General features: G+C 64.9%; 15 protein-coding genes. 9 read left to right on the forward strand and 6 right to left on the reverse strand.

The features are described from left to right. Positions 1-6: 6 nt before the first annotated feature. The 6 genes from AC0L3B_RS09950 to AC0L3B_RS09975 form a co-directional block, all read right to left on the reverse strand. Positions 7-1,461: an HlyD family type I secretion periplasmic adaptor subunit gene (locus AC0L3B_RS09950; protein WP_026233732.1), complete on the reverse strand. Its 1,455-nt coding sequence runs from the start codon at positions 1,459-1,461 to the stop codon at positions 7-9. Further along, the gene (locus AC0L3B_RS09955) at positions 1,448-3,580 is read right to left on the reverse strand and encodes a type I secretion system permease/ATPase (RefSeq protein ID WP_473380343.1); all 2,133 of its coding nucleotides are present in this window, start codon (positions 3,578-3,580) and stop codon (positions 1,448-1,450) included. The genes AC0L3B_RS09950 and AC0L3B_RS09955 overlap by 14 nt, the downstream gene beginning before the upstream one ends. 281 nt (positions 3,581-3,861) lie before the next feature. Beyond that, the gene (locus tag AC0L3B_RS09960; protein ID WP_473380344.1) at positions 3,862-6,705 is read right to left on the reverse strand and encodes a beta strand repeat-containing protein; all 2,844 of its coding nucleotides are present in this window, start codon (positions 6,703-6,705) and stop codon (positions 3,862-3,864) included. 439 nt (positions 6,706-7,144) lie between these two features. Then, on the reverse strand, positions 7,145-7,636 hold the full coding sequence (locus AC0L3B_RS09965; RefSeq protein WP_473380345.1) for a hypothetical protein: 492 nt from the start codon (positions 7,634-7,636) through the stop codon (positions 7,145-7,147). A 164-nt stretch (positions 7,637-7,800) separates the two neighbouring features. Continuing rightward, on the reverse strand, positions 7,801-8,253 hold the full coding sequence (locus AC0L3B_RS09970) for a DNA polymerase III subunit chi (RefSeq protein WP_473380346.1): 453 nt from the start codon (positions 8,251-8,253) through the stop codon (positions 7,801-7,803). Between the two features lie 6 nt (positions 8,254-8,259). Next, the gene (locus AC0L3B_RS09975; RefSeq protein ID WP_473380347.1) at positions 8,260-9,759 is read right to left on the reverse strand and encodes a leucyl aminopeptidase; all 1,500 of its coding nucleotides are present in this window, start codon (positions 9,757-9,759) and stop codon (positions 8,260-8,262) included. Between the two features lie 340 nt (positions 9,760-10,099). On the opposite strand from AC0L3B_RS09975, the gene lptF reads away from it, so the two are divergent. The 9 genes from lptF (at position 10,100) to AC0L3B_RS10020 (ending at position 19,356) form a co-directional block, all read left to right on the forward strand. After that, on the forward strand, positions 10,100-11,269 hold the full coding sequence (gene lptF, locus AC0L3B_RS09980) for an LPS export ABC transporter permease LptF (protein ID WP_018459093.1): 1,170 nt from the start codon (positions 10,100-10,102) through the stop codon (positions 11,267-11,269). Then, positions 11,266-12,363: an LPS export ABC transporter permease LptG gene (gene lptG / locus AC0L3B_RS09985; RefSeq protein WP_018459094.1), complete on the forward strand. Its 1,098-nt coding sequence runs from the start codon at positions 11,266-11,268 to the stop codon at positions 12,361-12,363. The genes lptF and lptG overlap by 4 nt, the downstream gene beginning before the upstream one ends. Beyond that, positions 12,363-14,852: an LPS-assembly protein LptD gene (locus tag AC0L3B_RS09990; RefSeq protein ID WP_026233733.1), complete on the forward strand. Its 2,490-nt coding sequence runs from the start codon at positions 12,363-12,365 to the stop codon at positions 14,850-14,852. Before lptG ends, AC0L3B_RS09990 begins: the two co-directional genes overlap by 1 nt. Before the next feature lie 69 nt (positions 14,853-14,921). Beyond that, a complete protein-coding gene (locus tag AC0L3B_RS09995) occupies positions 14,922-15,848 on the forward strand; it encodes a peptidylprolyl isomerase family protein (RefSeq protein ID WP_026233734.1) in 927 nt (308 codons plus the stop codon). Beyond that, positions 15,848-16,864 (forward strand): 4-hydroxythreonine-4-phosphate dehydrogenase PdxA, encoded by a 1,017-nt coding sequence (gene pdxA, locus AC0L3B_RS10000; RefSeq protein ID WP_085352922.1) that lies wholly within the window; start codon positions 15,848-15,850, stop codon positions 16,862-16,864. Before AC0L3B_RS09995 ends, pdxA begins: the two co-directional genes overlap by 1 nt. Further along, positions 16,861-17,721: a 16S rRNA (adenine(1518)-N(6)/adenine(1519)-N(6))-dimethyltransferase RsmA gene (gene rsmA / locus AC0L3B_RS10005; protein ID WP_018459098.1), complete on the forward strand. Its 861-nt coding sequence runs from the start codon at positions 16,861-16,863 to the stop codon at positions 17,719-17,721. The genes pdxA and rsmA overlap by 4 nt, the downstream gene beginning before the upstream one ends. Before the next feature lie 16 nt (positions 17,722-17,737). Next, a complete protein-coding gene (locus AC0L3B_RS10010) occupies positions 17,738-18,796 on the forward strand; it encodes an alcohol dehydrogenase (protein ID WP_018459099.1) in 1,059 nt (352 codons plus the stop codon). A 90-nt stretch (positions 18,797-18,886) separates the two neighbouring features. Further along, complete coding sequence (locus AC0L3B_RS10015; RefSeq protein WP_018459100.1) at positions 18,887-19,048, forward strand: Flp family type IVb pilin; 162 nt, start codon at positions 18,887-18,889, stop codon at positions 19,046-19,048. Positions 19,049-19,119: 71 nt separating this feature from the next. Continuing rightward, a complete protein-coding gene (locus AC0L3B_RS10020; RefSeq protein WP_018459101.1) occupies positions 19,120-19,356 on the forward strand; it encodes a hypothetical protein in 237 nt (78 codons plus the stop codon). Positions 19,357-19,387: the final 31 nt, after the last annotated feature.

The following is a 19,387-nucleotide window of genomic DNA, read 5'->3' on the forward strand; positions in this document are numbered from 1 at the left end:
CGGGAACTAGCGCTCGCGCATGATCTCGTGCCGGTAGCGCTGCAGCGGCGATAGCAGGTAGCTCAGGATGGTGCGCGAACCGGTCCTGATCTCGACGGTCACCGCCATTCCCGGCGACAGGCTGACGAGGCGGTCGTCCACCTGCATCTGGGTGCGATCTAGCGAGATGCGGGCGCTGTAGCTCAACTCCTGCCCGCTGGGCTCGCTGCTGTCGCGTTGTGTCGCGAGCGGACGGTCGCTCCCGCGCTCCTGCGGCCGGTCGCGGATGATGGCGTCCTGCGAGACGCTCACGACCTGGCCTGCGAGAAGCCCGTAGCGGGTGAAATTGAAAGTGTCGATTTTGATGGCAGCACCCTGCCCGGCCTCGACAAATCCGATATCGCGATTGGAGATCATCGCCTCGATCTCGAGCCGCGTATCGGTCGGCACGATTACCAGCAGCGACTGCGCGGGCGTGACCACGCCGCCCACGGTGTGGACCGCAAGCTGCTGCACGACGCCGTCGACCGGCGACGTCAGTTGCTGAAGCCTCGTCCTCTGCTGCGCCTTGATCAGATCGCGTGCGACGCCATTGGCTTTCTGTTCGCTCTTAGCCAGCTCGTCGGAGAGACTCTTCCTGTACTCGGCCAGGGCCTGGATGCGGGTCTCCCGGATCGCGGCGACGGCCGCCTCGGCCTCCTTCAAGCGGCTGCTCTGGACGCGAAGCTCCTCCTGCTGCTCGATCTGGAGCTGGAGGGTCTCATAGTAGGTCAGCTTCGAGCCGATCTCCTTCTCCATCAGCGTCTTGCGGATCTCGACACGCTGCTGGGTGATCGGCAGCAACGCATCAAGCTTGTGAATCGTCGCCGCAATCGTCTGATGTTCGGCCTCCTTCTGCGCTTCCTGACGTGCCAGCGCCGCGAGCTTGGCCCTGTTCTCGCTGACCTGATTGGCGAGGAGCTGCCGTTGCGTCGCAACCAGCATGGGATCGGCATCCTCTGGTACGACGAGATCAGCGGATACCCCTTCGCCGCCCGCCAATGCGGCGCGGAGGCGCGCGACGTTGAGCCGTTCGGCCATGAGATCGTCGTGCAGACGATCGCGCTCTGCGGCGTTCACCGTCGGATCGAGCTCGATCAGCAGGTCGCCCGATTTGACCGATTGCCCGTCCTGCACGTGAATGGCGCGCACTACGCCGGTCTCGAACGGCTGGACAACCTTGCTTCGCCCGCTCGACACGACCTTGCCGGTTGCGGAGGCCACGATGTCGATCGTGCCCCAGGCCGACCAGGCCAGCGCCGCGCAGACAAGCAGCATCAGGGCCAGGGCGATGGCGCGGCCGATCGGCGATGGCGGTGTCTCCGTGATTTCCAGCGCCGCCGGCAGGAAGGCGACTTCCTCGGCGCGCCGGCCCTTTCCATTCCGGAACGGGATCACGGTCTGCTCCGGCCGAGCCGCCGGCACAGTGCTAGCCGACCTCATAAATGCCTCCCTGGAGACGATGCAGGGCGGCGTAGCGGCCGCCGGTCTTGATCAGCGCATCATGCGTGCCGTCCTCGACCAGACGGCCGCGTTCCAGGGTGAAGATGCGATCGGCGCCGCGGACGGTGGACAGACGGTGCGCGATGATCAGGACGGTACGGCCTTTCGCGATCTCCTTCATGTTGTCATGGATGATCCGCTCGCTTTCATAGTCGAGCGCGCTGGTGGCTTCGTCGAGGATCAGGATCCGGGGATTGCCCACCAGTGCGCGGGCAATCGCAATGCGCTGGCGCTGCCCGCCCGAGAGCGTCGAGCCGCGCTCGCCGACCACCGTATCGTAGCCCTCGGGGAGCTCCAGAATGAAGTCATGCGCGCCCGCCAGCTTCGCCGCATCGATGATGCGGTCCACCGGCAGGCTCGGATCGGCCAGGGCGACGTTGTCGCGCACCGACCGATTGAACAGCATGTTGTCCTGGAGCACGATTCCGATCTGCCGACGGAGCCCGGCCGGGTCGGTCGTCATCAGATCCATTCCGTCGACCAGCACGCGGCCGCCTTGCGGAACGTAGAGCCGCTGCACCAGCTTGGCGAAGGTGCTTTTGCCCGAGCCGGACGATCCGACGATGCCGACGGTTTGTCCGGCTGGAATATCGAACGAGACATCGTGCAGGATCTCCGGCCCATCGGGCCGGTAGCGGAAAGACACGTGCTCGAAGCGGATGTTGCCCCGGATCGGCGGCAGCCCCGCGCGGGCGGCGGAGTAAGCCGGCTCCGCCGCGCTGTTGAGGATGTCGCCGAGCCGCGCGATCGACAGCCGCGCCTGATGAAAATCCTGCCAGACTTGCGCGAGCCGCAGCACCGGGGCCGACACCCGCCCCGCGAAGATGTTGAAGGCCACGAGCTCGCCGACCGTCAATGCGTCACCGATCACCAGCCTGGCGCCGACATAGAGAATGGCGGCAGTGACGACCTTGCTGACGAGCTGCACGAGCTGGCTTGCCGTGTTGCCGAGGCTGGTGACACCGAAGCTCGCGGAGACATAGCCGGCGAGCTGCTCTTCCCAGCGGCGCTGCATCTGCGGCTCGACCGCCATCGCCTTCAGCGTTTCGATGCCGCTGACGCTCTCGACCAGGAAGGCCTGGTTCTCCGCGCCGCGGCGGAATTTCTCGTCCAGCCTGCGGCGAAACAGCGGCGTCGCCACGGCCGAGATCGCGATGTAGAACGGGAACGATGCCAGCACGATGAAGCTCATCTGCGCCGAATAGGCGAACATCACGGCCAGGAACACCGAGGTGAAGACCAGGTCGATGAGAAGCGTCAGTGACGAGCTGGTGATGAAATTGCGGATGTTCTCGAGCTCGCGGACCCGGGCCACGGAATCTCCGACGCGCCTGGCCTGAAACCAGGCCATCGGCAGCGCCAGCAGATGATGGAACAGCCGTGCCCCGAGCTCGACATCGATGCGGTTGGTCGTGTGCGCGAACAAGTAATTGCGTAGGATCCCAAGCACGGTGTCGAACAGGGAGACGACGACGAGGCCGATGACGAGAACGTCGAGCGTGGACAGTGAGCGGTGCACCAGCACCTTGTCGATGACGACCTGGAAGAACAGCGGCGAGACCAGCGCAAAAAGCTGGAGGAAGAACGAAGCCGCCAGCACCTCGCCCAGCAGCCGCCGGTATTTGCCGATCGCGCCGATGAACCAGGTGATATCGAAGTGCCGCCCGAGGTCGGACAGGCCGGCGCGCCGGACCATCAGGATCAAGCCGCCGTCCCAGATCGCGCTCAGCTCGTCGCGATCCATCAGCACCGGGCGCTGTGCCTCCGGGGACTGCACCAGCACCTTGTCGGCGGAGGCCTTTGCGATGACCATGAAGCCGCCGTCCCGCAGCATTGCGATCGCAGGCAGCGGGGTGTCCGACAGCCGGCTCCACTGCGTTCGATAGGTTCGCGCTTTAAGTCCGAGAGACCTGGCGCAGCGGACGATATCCGCTACGCCGAAGCTTGCCGCGCCCAGCCGGTGCCTGAGCTGCTCGCGATCGGCCGCAACACCCTGCAGATGCAGCAGCGTGAGCAACGCATCGAGCCCCGTGTCGGTGGAGACCGCATTCGTCATCATGCGCGTTCTCCGGGCCGATTCAGCGAGAACGCAATGGCGTGAAGTCGAATCGAGCTTGGCCAGCAGCCGCGCTCTATCCGGTCCCTCCCCCCTTGTGGAGGAGGGACCGGGAGGGCGGTGCCCCACGGGGATTCTTTCCGACGTTCGGCCGCTAACACTGCATCTTCAACCATCGGCACCTTTTCCTGGGCTACCCCTCTCCCTAACCCTCCCCCGCAAGGGGGGGAGGGAACGCACCTCCGTCGGAGCGCTAGTGAGGCTCTTCCCATCAGGCCTTACTGTCAGGCGTGCTGCGGCGGTGCGAGCACCTGGCTCTGCGTCGCGTGCGGATCGGGCAGCGGCATCTCGCCGTTCCCCTCACCTGCCGGGACGAAGCTGGCCGCCATGGCCTGGTTGAGCAGCATCGCGGCCGCGAACGCACCGCCCTGGATGACGACGTTGTTGCCGGTGCCGCCGTCGAGGACGTCGAGGCCCCCGCCGCCGATCAGCACGTCATCACCGGCACCACCTGCCAGCGTGTCGTTGCCGGGGCTGCCGATCAGCACGTCGTCGCCGTTGCCGCCATTGGCAACGAGCTGGATGCCGCCGTGCAGACCGGAGGCCGTGATGACGTCGTCGCCATCGAGACCGTTGATGACGATCCTGTCGCCCGCGCCGGCGTCGGTAATGTTGATGTCCTGGCCAAGCCCCGACACCGTGATGATGCCGTCGTGCTCGGTCACCGTGATGACGTCGTTGCCGCCGGTTGCGTTGATGGTCACGGTATCCGCGGCGCCGTCATTGGCGCCGAGATCGAGGTCGACCTGGCTGACGCCGGTGCCGGAGAGGTCACCGACCGTAATGTTGTCGGCACCGCCGAGAGCATTGAAGTCGACATGTTCGACCCCGTTCAGGTCCACCGCAATGGCGGCAACATCTCGCGTGAACAGCACCCGGCCGCCATTGGCCGAGATGTTGATGTTCTCGCTGATATTGGCGCCGTTGAATGCCAGAGTGTCGGTGCCCTTCCCGCCTTCGACGGTATCGCTGCCGTCGCCGGGGTTCCAGACGAAGGTGTCGTCGCCCGCACCGAGATTGGCGAAATCGTTGCCGCGTCCGCCGTTCACAATGTCATTGCCGGCACTGCCTGTGATGGTGTCGTTGCCGTCGCCGCCATTGATGTTGAGGCTGAACAACTGTCCCGCCTTGATGGAAGACGCATCGATGACATCATTGCCTTGGCCGCCGTTGATGCCGAGCACATCACCGGCGTCCGCATGCGCAATCGTCACCTGCGCAGCGAGGCCGTTGACCACGATCGATCCGCCGGCGGTCACGACCGATATGTTGTCGTCACCGGTCGTGCCGTTCGCGGTCACGCGGTCCGCCGCGGCATCGCCGCTCTGGCTGCCGGGGCCGGCACTGAGGTCGATGGCAACCTGCGTGATTCCTGTCCCGGTCAGATCGTTGACGGTGATGTTGTCGGCGCCGCCTGCCGCCGCGATCTGCACGTGCTCGACGCCGGCGAGGTCCATGACGATAGCACCGACGTCACGGGTGAGTAGCGCACGGCTTCCGTTCGCCGAGATCGACATGGTCTCGGCCACATTGGCGCCGTTGAACACCAGCGTATCGGTTCCCGTGCCGCCTTCGACAGTGTCGCTGCCGTCACCGGGATTCCACGTGAAGATGTCGTCGCCTGCGCCGAGAAGCGCGACGTCATTGCCGCGGCCGCCGATGACCTTGTCGTTGCCGTCGCCGCTGATCAGGGTGTCGGCTCCCTGGCTGCCGGTGATGGTGTCGTTGCCCGCACCGCCGTCGATGGTCAGCCCGATCGCCGCGCCGAGCGTGGATGCATCGATCACGTCGTTGCCGCCGAGCGCCTGCACGACCAGCCGGTCGTTGCCGGCCTCTGCATTTGCGATCGTCACGACCTCCGGCAGCCCCGTGACCGTGACCGTTGTGCCCGCGGCTGTGACCTCGATGTGCTGATTGCCGTTGCTGCCGTTGACGGTCACCGTATCAGCAGCGCCGTCGCCTTGCGTCCCTCCCGGAACGGCTCCGAGATCAACCAGCACCTGCTTGACGCCGGTCCGGGTGAGGTCGCCGACGGTGATGTTGTCGGCGCCGCCACGCGCATCGAATTCGATCTGCTCGACGCTGTTGAGATCCATCGTGATGTTGGCGACATCGCGGGTGAAGCGCACCCGGCCGCCATTGGCCGAGATGTTGATGGTCTCGTTGATGTTAGCGCCATTGAAAAGCAGCTTGTCGCTGCCCGAGCCGCCCTCGACCGTGTCGCTGCCGTCACCGGGATTCCAGATGAAAGTGTCGTCGCCACTCCCGAGCTGGGCGACGTCGTTGCCGCGTCCGCCATTGACGATGTCGTCGCCGCTGCCGCCGATGATGAGGTCGTTGCCGTCGCCGCCGATGATCCGGTCGTTGCCGGCGCCGCCATCGAGCGTCAGCGAGATCAGGCTGCCGAGCCCATTGCCCGCGGTGATGACATCGTCGCCGCCGCCGCTGTGCAAGACGAGATTTTCAGTCGTGCCGATGTCGAGCGAAAACGGCGCCGCGCCCGTCCCGTCGAGCCGCACGCGGGTGCCGTTCGCCGTGATTGTGAACGTCTCGGCGGCGTTGTTTCCGTTGACCTGAGCCGTATCGTTGCCCTCACCACCTTCGAAAAGGTTGGTGCCGCCGCCGGGATTCCAGATCATGACGTCGTCGCCGGCCTCGCCGAACAGCTGGTTGTCGCCGCTGCCGCCGTCCAGGACGTCGTTACCCGCTCCGCCGAACAGCAGATCGTTGCCGCCGCCCTTGATCAAATCGTTGCCGGCCTGACCAAACAGCAGGTCGGCTCCCGAGCCGCCCGTGATCCTGTCATTGCCGTCGCCGCCGAAGATGTGCACCGCCGGCATCGGTCCGTGGCATTCGTCGACGGTGATCGTGTCGTCACCGCCTTGACCGAAGATGTCGATCGCGGTGGTGTTGTCGACCGTGGGTTCGCCACCAACCGTTTTCACGTGCCCGTTATCAACCAGGATGCGGCCGGACTTGTCGCGACTTATCACGAGGCCGTTATTCGCGCTGTCGCCGAAAATGGTGAGTTGCCCCGTAACCGGGGAAAACACAGAGGTAATGGACATCCAAATGATCCTTCCGACCTAGCCCCTCCCCTCGGTGCGTAGCATTCGCGCACATGACATTCTTGAACCGTTGCTTGAGACGCGCGTGATTATTCTGGAGATTTCCTCCAGTTTTGCTTCGGGGCAGTTTTCGAAAGCGGATGCGAAGGCTCGCTCATCACGAACCGCCTGATCACGGATCACGCGTAACGACCCCGTGATTTTCAACGCGCGCAGAGGAAAGCGGCTCGAGGCAATGAAGGCGTATTGGGCGAAGGGCGGCATCCGCGATGTCGAAACTCGCGAACAAGATCGCCGGCGAGCGCGAACGGAGAGATCACGGTTCGCGCCTCGGCCACCGCGATCAAGGAATGCAAAGCCGCTTGATGATGGGGATAGGAGTGCGCGGCTGATCGCATCGACAGCCGCAACCAGCTTCAGGCCAAAAGGTCGACCCGTGTTACGCCGACTTCTTCTTCGGCTTCGGCTTGGTCGCCTTCGGCATGACCGGCGCCTCCGGCGTGCCCTCGATCGAGGACAGGCGACCGGCCGTGAAGGTGTAGATGCCAGCGCGCGGACCGGTCGTCCAGGTCACGACCGCAACGCGCCTGCCGGCGGCATCACCGGAGAGGTTGACGCTCGAGGGCGCGCCGATGCCGCGCACCACGTCGCATTCGGTGTGGCCGAGCGCGACGGTGCCGCCCATGGGAGCCGGCGCGGTCGTCGACGCATTCGCATCGGCCGGCCCGGGCGGCGGCGCCATGCCAGCACAAGCCCCGTCGGCGCTGACCAGATCCTCGGCCCCAACCGGCTTGTCGGGGGTCAGCGGCGGCGACTCAATCGAGATGCTTTTGATGAACAGGCGGCTGGGCGTGTTGAACCACTGGGCATCCCTGGACAACAGATCGGTCCCGCCCGAACAGCCCGCAACCAGCGGGGCTATGGCCGCCAACGCAACTATGAGCGAGCTGGGAAGCTTTTGATGTCGCACGATAAACTCAATTCCCGAGTTAAGGATCGGCCCTAAGCAATTGTACCAACACCACTTTGCGGCACGAAGGTGACAAAAGCCATCATCACCCGAAAAGCGCAAATTATCATTAATGCGAGCGACCGCTAATTCCGCTTCTGCCACCGGCCCCGCTCGTCGGCCTGCCAATAGGTGACATCAAATCCCCGCGCCTTGCAATCCGTCCAGGCGCTGCGGGCGAACGCAAGCGCGTCCGGATCGTCGCCATCGAACAGCAGCACCATGCGCTCATAGGCCTGCGCGTCCTGCGGCAGCGCGGCGTTGTCGACGAGGAAGCGGACATTGGCACCGTTCGGATTGTCCTCCTCGACCGCCAGCACGATCGGCTGATCGGCAGCGTCGCTCACCCGCCATGTCGCGTGCGGCAGGAAGGAATCGTCGCGATAGGTCCACAAATGAGCGTCGAGCGCATCGGCGCGCTCCGGCGAAGTCGATTGCACGACGACACGCCAGCCGCGCTCGAGCGATTTCTCGAGAAGCGGCGGCAACACGTTCTCCACCGTCATGTTTTGCAGATGGTAGAACAGGACTTCAGTCATCTCGGGTCATTTGCGCTCGTAGTGGTCGGCGACCAGACGGTCGAGCAAGCGAACGCCGTAACCGCTTCCCCAGCTCTGATTGATGTCGGTCTTCGGCGTGCCCATGGCGGTCCCGGCGATGTCGAGATGCGCCCAGGGCGTGCCGTCCACGAAGCGCTGGAGGAACTGCGCCGCGGTGATCGAGCCGCCATGGCGGCCGCCGGTGTTCTTCATGTCCGCGAACTGGGAATCGATCAGCTTGTCGTATTCGGGGCCAAGCGGCAGGCGCCAGACCTTCTCGCCGCTCTCGATGCCGGCCGCCAGCAGCCGCTCGGCAAGCTCGTCATTGTTGGAGAACATGCCGGCATGCTCGGTGCCGAGCGCGACCACGATGGCGCCGGTCAACGTCGCCAGATCCACCATGAATTTCGGCTTGGTTTTCTTGGCGACGTACCAGAGCACATCGGCAAGCACCAGGCGGCCTTCCGCGTCGGTGTTAATGATCTCGATGGTCTGGCCCGACATCGAGGTGACGATGTCGCCCGGGCGCTGCGCGTTGCCGTCCGGCATGTTCTCGACCAGGCCGATGGCGCCGACGACGTTGACCTTGGCTTTGCGGGCCGCGAGCGCATGCATCAGGCCGACGACGCAGGCAGCGCCTCCCATGTCGCCCTTCATGTCCTCCATGCTGCCGGCCGGCTTGATCGAAATGCCGCCGGTGTCGAAGCAGACGCCCTTGCCGACGAAGGCAACCGGCGCCTCACCCTTCTTGCCGCCGTCCCAACGCATGATGACGGTGCGGCTCGGCCGCGCGGAGCCCTGGCCGACGCCGAGCAGCGCGCCCATGCCGAGCTTGTCCATCGCCTTGACGTCGAGCACCTCGATCTTGACGCCGAGCTTGCGGAGCAGGCCTGCGCGGCGCGCGAACTCCTCGGGAAAAAGCACGTTCGGCGGCTCGTTGACGAGGTCGCGCGCAATGATCACGCCGTCCACGATCGCAGCCGCCGATGTAAACGCCTTCTTCGCGGCGACCACGTCGCCGACCGCAAACGAGACGTCGGCGCGCGTGCCGCCCTCCTCGCCGTCCTTCTTCTTGGTCTTGTAGCGGTCGAACTTGTAGGTGCGCAGCCGCAGGCCCGAGGCGATCGCGACCGCCTGCTCGCTGGTCATGGCGCCGTTTGGAAGCTCCGCCATGATGGTCATGGCCGCCGCCCCGGCCGGAAGCTTGCTCGCCGCCACGCCGCCGAATTTGAGGAAGTCGTTCGCCTTCAGGCCGGCCGCCTTGCCGGCACCGATCACGATCAGGCGGGTGGCCTTCACGCCTTCGGGCGCAAGGATGTCGAGCGCCGCGCCGCTTTTGCCCTTGAAAGCGGCGGCGGTGGCCGCCCGCTTCACGAGTTCGGTGGCCCCGCCGAGCGCCTTGGCGGTCGCCGGGCCGAGCTTCAGGCTGTCGTCGCAGAACACGACCATGATGCCACGGGCGGCGGCAGACAATGGAACGAAGCCGACCTTAATGGCATCGGACATGAGTAACTCCTCAAAAACATTGCGCTTTTTACCGATCGGCGGTCCCGGCCACGGGCCGGAGCTGAACGGCGATTCACTGAGCGTCCCGCACTATGGGCCACCGGCCCGGCAGATGCCAAGCACCCCCCGTGGCCGAGGGGCCACAACGAGGGAAATATTAACCATATATTGAGGGTGCCACGGGGCAGCCATTTTGTTGACGGATCAAAGGGATGGTACTGAGAGAGTAAGCCGGCGGATGAGATGGTTGGCCGACCTTGGGGATCCCCTTGCGGGGATTGGTTGGACAGCCGGAATTCCGGCCGGCATTGGGGACTTGGTGGGATTCGTGCGGTAGCGCATGGGGTCAATCGATAGGTATATCTTCCGCACGACGCTCGCGTCGTTTGCGCTGGTCCTGGTCAGCCTCACGGGCGTGATCTGGATTACGCAGGCGTTGCGCGGCATTGACCTGATGACGAGCCAGGGTCAGACCATCCTGACCTTCCTCGGGATCACCAGCCTCGTCGTGCCCGCGCTGGTCCTGATTATCTCGCCGATCGCGCTGATGATCGCGATCTCGCATACGCTGAACAAGCTCGCGACCGATTCCGAGATCATCGTGATGAATGCCGCCGGCTTCTCGCCATTCCGGCTGTTCTATCCGTTCTTCTACGCCACCTGCGTGGTGGCGCTGCTGGTCGCCTTCATCGCGGCCTATCTCGCTCCCGACGGCATGCGGCGGATCAAGCAGTGGGACGCCGAGATCACCGCCGACGTGCTCACCAACATCCTGCAGCCCGGCCGCTTCGCCCAGCTCGACAAGAACCTGACGATCCGGATTCGCGAACGCCAGCCCGGCGGCATCCTCGCCGGCATCTTCATCGACGACCGCCGCGATCCGAACGAGCGGGTCTCGATCGTCGCCGAGCACGGCGAAGTCGTGAAGAACGAGACCGGATCGTTCCTGGTGCTGGAGACCGGCAATCTCCAACGCTTCGAGGCCGGCAAGCGCGATCCCGCGCTGGTGGCGTTCGGCCGCTACGGCTTCGACATGTCCAAGTTCTCGGGCCAGGGCCGCGACGTCACCCTCGGCATCCGCGAGCGTTATCTCTGGGAGTTGCTCTCGCCGTCCGAGGACGATCCCGTCTACAAGCAGATTCCCGGCCAGTTCCGCTCGGCCCTGCATGACAGCCTGCTGGCGCCGATCTATCCCTTCGCCTTTGCCGTGCTGACCTTCGCGTTTCTGGGTGCGCCTCGCACCACGCGCCAGAGCCGCAATTTCTCGATCGGCTCCTCGATCCTCGCCGTGTTCGGCCTGCGCATGGCCGGCTTCGCCTGCTCGGTGATGGCGGTGAAATCGCCGGGCGCGGTGCTGGTCCAATATGCCATGGTCATTGGTGCCATCGGCGTCGGGCTGGCGATCATCATTGGCGGCCTTGTGGTCGAACCGCCGCCGCGCCTCATGGAGGCCATCAACAGGTCGAACGCGCGCATCGCGCGGCTGTTCGGACGGCCGGCCACCGCATGAGCATGCTCACCAACACACTCGGGCGCTATTTCGCCGGCCGTTTCGTGGTCGCGGCGCTCGGCGTGTTCGCCGGCATTTTCCTGCTGCTGGTGCTGGTCGATTACATCGAGATGGTGCGCAAGACCTCAGGGCTCGCATCCGCCTCCGCAGTCATGGTGGCCGAGACCTCGCTGTTCCGCGTGCCGCAGCTTTTGGAGAAGCTGACGCCGTTCTGCATGCTGATCGGCGCCATGACCTGCTATCTCGCCCTCTCCCGCCGGCTCGAGCTCGTCGTCGCGCGCGCCGCCGGCGTCTCCGCATGGCAATTCATCTCGCCGGCGCTCGGCAGCGCGCTCCTGATCGGCGTGATCGCCACCGTCGCCTACAATCCGATGTCGGCCAATCTGCGCGAGCTGTCCAAGCGCATGGAAGCCGAGCTGTTCGGCTCGGCGCCCGGCGGCGGCATTCAGGACGCCTCCGGCTTCTGGCTCAACCAGAAGACCAGCGACGGCGAGACGATCATCAATGCGGCGCGCAGCGAGCAGCAGGGTATCCGGCTCACCGGACTCACGCTGTTCCGGTTTGACACAGAGCAGCACTTCAAGGAACGGGTCGAGGCGCGCGAGGCGACGCTCGAGGCCGGCCGTTGGCTGTTCAAGGGCGTCCGCCGCTTCTCGCTGGATTCGCCGCCGGTCGATCAGGCCAGCCTGGAGATTCCGACCACGCTGACCGAGGCCCAGGTCCGCAACAGCTTTTCCACACCCGAGACTGTGTCCTTTTGGCAACTACCGAGCTACATCCGCTCATCCGAAAGCTCGGGCTTCGCGACAGCCGGATACCGACTCCAGTATCAGAAGCTTCTGGCACAGCCGTTTTTGCTTGCAGCCATGGTGATGCTCGCGGCCTCCGTGTCGTTGCGCTTCTTCCGGATGGGCGGCGTGCAGAAGATGGTTTTGAGTGGCGTGGGCGCAGGCTTTCTGCTCTACGTTCTGTCGAAAGTGACTGAAGATTTGAGCAAGGCTGAGTTGATGCATCCGATCGCTGCGGCGTGGTTGCCCGTGGTGGTGGGCGGCCTCACCGGCTTTTTGGCCTTGCTGTATCAGGAGGACGGATAGTGACGGCCGTCCACCGAGGGCCCGTGTCTCGTTTGACGCGGCGCACATTGGTGCGCGCGAACGGGTGTGGCTTGTCCATTCGCAGATTCCTGCTTGCTGTCGCCGCCGTGGCATCGCTCGGTGGCGTGATGGACGTTGCCGCCGTGACGCCGGCATCCGCCCAGAGCTTCACCTACAATCCGCTGCCGCCGCGTGCGAAGCCGCCGAAGGCCGTCAACGACAACCAGATGCTGGTTCAGGCGACCGAGGTCGATTACGACTACAACAATTCGCGCGTCTCCGCGGTCGGTAACGTCCAGCTGTTCTACAACGGCACCAGCGTCGAGGCCGACAAGGTCATCTACGACCAGAAGACCAAGCGGCTCCATGCCGAAGGCAACATCCGTATGACGGATGCCGACGGCAAGATCACCTATGCCGAGATCCTGGACCTGTCCGACGACTACCGTGACGGCTTCGTCGATTCGCTGCGCGTTGATACGGCCGACCAGACCCGCATGGCGGCGAGCCGCTCCGATCGCTCCAGCGGCAACTACACGGTGTTCGAGAACGGCGTCTACACGGCCTGCGCGCCGTGCAAGGACGATCCGAAGAAGCCGCCGCTCTGGCAGGTCAAGGGTGCGCGCATCATCCACGACCAGCAGGAGAAGATGCTGTATTTCGAGACGGCGCAGCTCGAATTCTTCGGCGTGCCGATCGCCTATATGCCCTATTTCTCGACGCCCGACCCGACCGTGAAGCGCAAGACCGGCTTCCTGATGCCGGGCTTCACGTCGAATACGCCGTTCGGCTACGGCGTCGAGGTTCCGTTCTACTGGGCGATCGCGCCCGACATGGACGCCACCTTCAACCCGCGCATCACGTCCAGGCAGGGCGTGCTGTTCCAGGCCGAATTCCGCCAGCGCCTGATGGACGGCGCCTATCAGATCCGCGTCTACGGCATCGACCAGCTCGATCGGAGCGCGCTCGCGGGCCAGCCCGGCGACAAGCAGTTCCGCGGCGCCGTCGACACCAAGGGTCAGTTCGCGCTGAACGACAAATGGGTCTGGGGTTGGGACGGTGTCCTGATGTCCGACTATTATTTCTTCTCGGACTATCGGTTGTCGCAATATCGCGATCCGCTGGGCTCGTTCCTGTATCTGCCGACGGATGCACTCTCGCAGCTTTACCTGACCGGTGTCGGCAATCGCAGCTTCTTCGACGCGCGCACGATGTACTGGCTGAGTTACTCGGGCAACCAGAACCAGGTGCCGGTCGTCTACCCCGTGATCGACTACTCGAACGTGCTGAACTATCCAGTCTTCGGCGGCGAGTTCAGCTACAAGACCAATTTCGTGAACCTGTCGCGTGACACCGCGGTGTTCGATCCGATCACGACGCTCGCCAACACCAACAGCCTGTGCACGACGGTGTCGGCCGATCCGCTCGCGCGTACGCCGTCGCAGTGCCTGCTGCGCGGCTTCCCGGGTACCTACACCCGCCTGACGGCGGAAGCGCAGTGGCGCAAGTCCTTCACCGATCCGTTCGGTGAAATCTGGACGCCGTTCGCCATTCTCCGCGCCGACGCGATCAACTCCTCGGTCTCCAACCAGCCGGGCGTGTCGAACTATTTGCCCGTCGGCGATACCCAGGCGCTCCGCCTGATGCCGACCGTGGGCCTCGAATACCGCTACCCCTTCATCAACGTTCAGCCCTGGGGTTCGACCACCATCGAGCCGATCGCGCAGATCATCATCCGGCCGAACGAGACCTATGCCGGCAAGCTCCCCAACGAGGACGCGCAGAGCATGGTGTTCGACGCCTCGAACCTGTTCAGCGTCGACAAGTTCTCCGGCTACGACCGTGTCGAGGGCGGCGGCCGCGCCAATGTCGGCGTGCAGTCCACCACGCAGTTCGACAGGGGCGGAGCCATCAAGACGCTGTTCGGCCAGTCCTACCAGCTGTTCGGCATGAACTCCTTCGCGGTCCAGGACTCCATCAATACCGGCGTGGATTCCGGCCTGCAAAGGCCGCGCTCCGACTATGTGGCGAGCGCCGCCTATTCGCCCAACAGCACCTATACGTTCAGCGTTCGCTCGCGCATGGACGAGCAGACCTGGAACGTGCAGCGCTTCGAGGCGGAAGGCCGCGCCAACTTCAACCGCTGGTCAGTCAGCATGCTGTACGGCAATTACGCGGCGCAGCCGGAACTCGGCTATCTAACCCGCCGCGAGGGCATCCTGACGTCAGGCTCGATCAAGCTCGCGGCCAATTGGGTGGTCACGGGCTCGGCGCGCTGGGACCTTGAGGCCAACAAGATCAACCAGTATGTGCTCGGTGCCGGCTACGTCGACGATTGTTTTGTGCTCGGCTTGAACTATGTAACTGCGTATAGCTATTCCGCAGGCTCGACCCCGCCCGTGCTGAACCACGCGATCATGTTCCAGATCGGCCTGCGCACGCTGGCGAACACAGCGACCACCAGCAGTTCCGGCGGCGGACTCCAGTGAACGGTTTGAAGGTGCCGGCCGCGTGTTCCCGATCGCAGGTTCACCTCGGCTGACATGCGAGCGACAAATATGACGATCCCATTGCCTGTCTTCCGCCTCTTCCTCATCCTCGCCGCCCTGCTGCTGGCCGGCGCGCCGTTGCGTGCGCAGAACATCGTCTTGATGGTCAACGGCGATCCCATCACCGACTTCGACATCGAGCAGCGCTCCAAGCTCGACCAGCTGACGACGCAGAAGACACCGGCCCGCCAGGACGTCATCAACGAGCTGATCGACGACCGGGTGAAGATGAAGGAAGGCAAGAAATATGGTGTCGACCCCGGCGTCTCCGACATCAACCAGTCCTACGAGGGCATGGCGCAGCGCATGCGCATCTCGCCGGACCAGCTCACCAAGTCGCTCGAGGTCAAGGGCGTCCGCCCCGAAACCCTGAAGAGCCGCATGAAGGCCGAGATGGTCTGGACCAGCCTCGTGCGCGGCCGCTTCAAGGAGAAGCTGCTGGTCGGCGAGAAGGACGTCGCGCAGGCCGTGCAGGCCCAGACCGGCGACAAGCTGCAGATCGAGGGCACCGAATACAAGATGCAGCCGATCGTGCTGATCGTGCCACGGGGCTCGTCGCCGGCGTTCCTGGAGACACGGCATAAGGAAGCCGAGCAGTATCGCTCGCGCGTCGGAAGCTGCGAAGAAGCCAATTCGCTGTTCCGCTCCACGCCGAACGCCACCATCCGCGACGTCGTCACCAAGACCACCGCTGAATTACCCGAGGCGCTGCGTAAGGTGCTCGACGACACGCCGATCGGCCACCTGACCGCGCCCGAGACGACCAAGGCAGGCATCGAGATGGTGGTGCTGTGCTCGCGCAAGCCGACCATGATCGACACGCCGAAGAAGCGCGAGGTCCGCGAGAAGATGTATCAGGAGAAGTACGAGAAGACCCAGAAGACCTATCTCGAGGAGCTCCGCAAGGCGGCGATGATCGAGTATCGCAACCGCTGATGGCCAAGCAGCCTGCCAAGCCCCTCGCCCTGACGCTGGGAGAGCCTGCCGGCATCGGCCCCGACATCACCATCGCAGCCTGGCTCAAGCGCCGCGAACTGGACCTGCCCGCCTTCTATCTGCTCGGCGACGAGGCGCTGATCGCCCGCCGCGCCAAGGCGCTCGGCGCTGCCGTCAGGATCGCTTCGGTGACCACCGGCGAGGCCGAGGCCGCCTTCCCCGAGGCCCTGCCCGTGGTTGCGTCCGGCGAGCCCGCGAGCGCCGCGCCCGGCAAGCCCGACGCATCGAGCGCGCCGGCCGCGCTCGCCTCGATCCGCCAGGCGGTCACGGATGTCCGCGAGGGCCGCGCCGGCGCCGTTGTCACCAATCCGATTGCCAAGAGCGTGCTCTATCGTGCCGGCTTCCGCCATCCCGGCCATACCGAATTCCTCGCAGAACTCGCCGCGGAAGACGGCCCCACGCCGCAGCCGGTGATGATGCTGTGGTCGCCGCGGCTCGCCGTAGTGCCCGTGACCATCCACGTCTCCTTGCGCGATGCACTGGCCCAGCTCACCAGCGAGCTGATCGTCTCGACCGTGCGCATCGTCGCGACCGAACTCAAATCCCGCTTCGGCATCGCGAATCCGCGCATCGCGATTTCCGGCCTCAATCCGCACGCGGGCGAGGACGGCTCGCTCGGCCACGAGGAGCAGACCGTGATCGCGCCGGCGATCAAGACGTTGCGGGGCGACGGTATCGAGGCGAAGGGACCGCTCCCCGCCGACACCATGTTCCACGAAGCCGCGCGAAACAGCTATGACTGCGCCGTCTGCATGTACCACGACCAGGCGCTGATCCCGATCAAGACTGTGGCCTTCGATGACGCGGTCAACGTCACGCTCGGACTGCCCTTCATCCGCACCTCGCCCGACCACGGCACCGCCTTCGACATCGCCGGCACCGGCAAGGCCAATCCGGCAAGCCTGATCGCTGCGTTGAGGCTTGCGAGCCGGATGGCGGCTGCGAAAACCCGATGAGCACGATCGATGACCTCCCGCCGCTTCGCGAGGTCATTCGCCAGCACGCCTTGTCGGCGCGCAAATCGCTCGGCCAGAACTTCCTCCTCGACCTCAATCTCACCGCGCGCATCGCGCGTGCGGCGGCTCCACTCGAGGATTCCACCATCATCGAGATCGGCCCCGGCCCGGGCGGGCTGACGCGCGCCCTGCTCGCGCTCGGCGCCAGACGCGTCATCGCCATCGAGCATGACGAGCGCGCGATCCCTGCCTTGCAGGATATTGCTGCGCGCTATCCCGGCCGACTCGAGATCGTCCATGGCGACGCCATGACCTTCGACCCGCGCCCGCTGCTATCAGGCGAAAGAGCAAAAATCGTCGCCAACCTGCCCTACAACATCGCGACCCACCTCCTCGTCGGCTGGCTCACCACCGAACCCTGGCCGCCCTGGTACGAAATGATGGTCCTGATGTTCCAGCGCGAGGTCGGCGAGCGCATCGTGGCGCGCGAGGACGAAGAGGCCTTCGGCCGACTCGGCGTGCTCGCCAATTGGCGCTGCGAGACCAAGATCCTGTTCGACATCGCGCCGTCCGCCTTCGTGCCGCCGCCGAAGGTTACGTCTTCCGTTGTGCGACTGATCCCGCGCGAAACGCCTCTCGCCTGCGATCGCAAGCTGCTCGAACAGGTCGCGGCCGCCGCCTTCGGCCAGCGCCGCAAGATGCTGCGGCAAAGCCTGAAGGCGCTCGGCGCCGATCCCGCGCGGCTCGCCGCAGCTGCCGGCGTCGATGCGACGCGGCGCGCGGAGACCGTTCCGATTTCCGGCTTTGTTGCCATGGCCCGTGAATTGGCCAATATACGCAGCGAAACAGAGAGATAATTTCGGAGGAAGAAATATGGCGTTGATGCGTCGGCAGTCCCTCGTCAAGTTCGATGCGCCGCTGTGCGAGACCATCGTCGAGACGCCGAAGCCGCAAGGTCGAGAGGTGCTGGTGCGGATCGAGCGTTGCGGCCTCTGCCACTCCGATCTGCACATCCAGGACGGCTACGCCGATCTCGGCGGCGGCAAGAAGCTCGACACTACGCGCGGCATGACGCTGCCCTTCACGCTCGGCCACGAGATCGCGGGCGTGGTCGACGAAGTCGGCCCCGAGGTATTCGCCGGTCTCGTCGGCAGCAAGAAGGCGGTGTTTCCGTGGATCGGTTGCGGCCAGTGTCGCGACTGCGCCAATGGCGACGAGAATCTCTGCGCCAGACAGCGCTTTCTCGGCGTCTCCATCGACGGCGGCTTCGCCACCCACGTGCTGGTGCCCGACGCGAAATATCTGCTCGACTACGATCCCCTGCCCGTCAACCAGGCCGCGACGCTGATGTGCTCCGGCGTCACCGCCTACGGCGCGCTCAAGCGCCTGGTCGACCGGCCGCGCCAGCGCAACCTCCTGCTGATCGGCCTCGGCGGTGTCGGCATGATGGGCCTTTCCTTCGCGGCGGCCATGTTCAAGCAGCCGATCACGGTCGCCGACCTCAGCGGTGCCGCGCGCGAAACCGCGCTGAAGAACGGCGCGGCGGTGGCCTACGATCCGGCCGAGCCCGACGTGGTCAAGCGCATCCTCAAGGAAACCGATGGCGGCTTCGACGAGATCGTCGACTTCGCGGGCAACGAGAAGTCCATGGCTTTCGCGGTCGCCGTCGCCGCGCGCGGCGGCAAGATCGTGGTCTCCGGCCTGATGGGGGGCCAGTTCACGTTGCCGATGGTGCAATGGGTCTACAAGCGCATGACCATCGAGGGCTTCATGGTCGGCACACTCACCGAGGCTCACGAGCTGATGGCGCTCGCCCGCGCCGGCAAGATCAAGCCGACGCCGATGCGCGAGGAGCCGATGGCCGACGTCCAAACATGGATCGACGAGCTTCGCGCCGGCAAGGTCGTCGGCCGCATCGTGCTCAAGAACTAGAAACTGACGCAGACCCGTGTTCCAAATTGGGGAACCCGCTCTCTGCAGAATACGGTCCTCGCCAGCTCTCTTTTTGGATTTCTGGCAACCATGCAGACGATCCGCCGCTTCCTCGCCGACGAGTCCGGCGCCACAGCGATCGAGTACGGCCTGATCGCCGCTGGCATTGCGCTTGCGATCATCGCCGTCGTCAACAATCTCGGCGCGACGCTGAACAAGAAGTTCACCTCGATCGGCAGCTCGCTGAAGTAGCGGGCACGCGCGCCAATTCAAAGCATTCGTCTGTCCCGCGGAACGGCAACGGCCGCGCCGCGTTGGCAGCCATGTCCATTCGCTGCACCGTCGAGAACGCATTCTTCATCGCCTGGAGTTTCCTGGAGCAGAGCGGAGAGCTCGGCTCCCCGGACGAGACGGCGAACGTCCTGCTCGACGCCATTGAGGCCCAGCTCAGGACCGGCGAGCGCCGGCAACTGATGCTCGCCAACAGGGCGATCGATGCCTATCGCGCCCACGCGGAAAAAGGCCGGCCCGCGCACGATTGCGAAGCACGCTTCGGGTGACGAACTTCGGGTGATGAACATCCCGGCCGCC

This window comes from Bradyrhizobium sp. Kon56, assembly GCF_055807635.1.

Bases quoted from the DNA above. Each gene is read 5' to 3' on its own strand.
- AC0L3B_RS09960 (WP_473380344.1), bottom strand. From the start codon at position 6,705: ATGTCCATTACCTCTGTGTTTTCCCCGGTTACGGGGCAACTCACCATT.
- lptF (WP_018459093.1), top strand. From the start codon at position 10,100: ATGGGGTCAATCGATAGGTATATCTTCCGCACGACGCTCGCGTCGTTT.
- AC0L3B_RS09970 (WP_473380346.1), bottom strand. From the start codon at position 8,253: ATGACTGAAGTCCTGTTCTACCATCTGCAAAACATGACGGTGGAGAAC.
- AC0L3B_RS09950 (WP_026233732.1), bottom strand. From the start codon at position 1,461: ATGAGGTCGGCTAGCACTGTGCCGGCGGCTCGGCCGGAGCAGACCGTG.
- AC0L3B_RS09955 (WP_473380343.1), bottom strand. From the start codon at position 3,580: ATGATGACGAATGCGGTCTCCACCGACACGGGGCTCGATGCGTTGCTC.
- AC0L3B_RS10020 (WP_018459101.1), top strand. From the start codon at position 19,120: ATGTCCATTCGCTGCACCGTCGAGAACGCATTCTTCATCGCCTGGAGT.
- rsmA (WP_018459098.1), top strand. From the start codon at position 16,861: ATGAGCACGATCGATGACCTCCCGCCGCTTCGCGAGGTCATTCGCCAG.
- AC0L3B_RS10015 (WP_018459100.1), top strand. From the start codon at position 18,887: ATGCAGACGATCCGCCGCTTCCTCGCCGACGAGTCCGGCGCCACAGCG.
- pdxA (WP_085352922.1), top strand. From the start codon at position 15,848: ATGGCCAAGCAGCCTGCCAAGCCCCTCGCCCTGACGCTGGGAGAGCCT.
- AC0L3B_RS10010 (WP_018459099.1), top strand. From the start codon at position 17,738: ATGGCGTTGATGCGTCGGCAGTCCCTCGTCAAGTTCGATGCGCCGCTG.
- AC0L3B_RS09995 (WP_026233734.1), top strand. From the start codon at position 14,922: ATGACGATCCCATTGCCTGTCTTCCGCCTCTTCCTCATCCTCGCCGCC.
- AC0L3B_RS09975 (WP_473380347.1), bottom strand. From the start codon at position 9,759: ATGTCCGATGCCATTAAGGTCGGCTTCGTTCCATTGTCTGCCGCCGCC.
- lptG (WP_018459094.1), top strand. From the start codon at position 11,266: ATGAGCATGCTCACCAACACACTCGGGCGCTATTTCGCCGGCCGTTTC.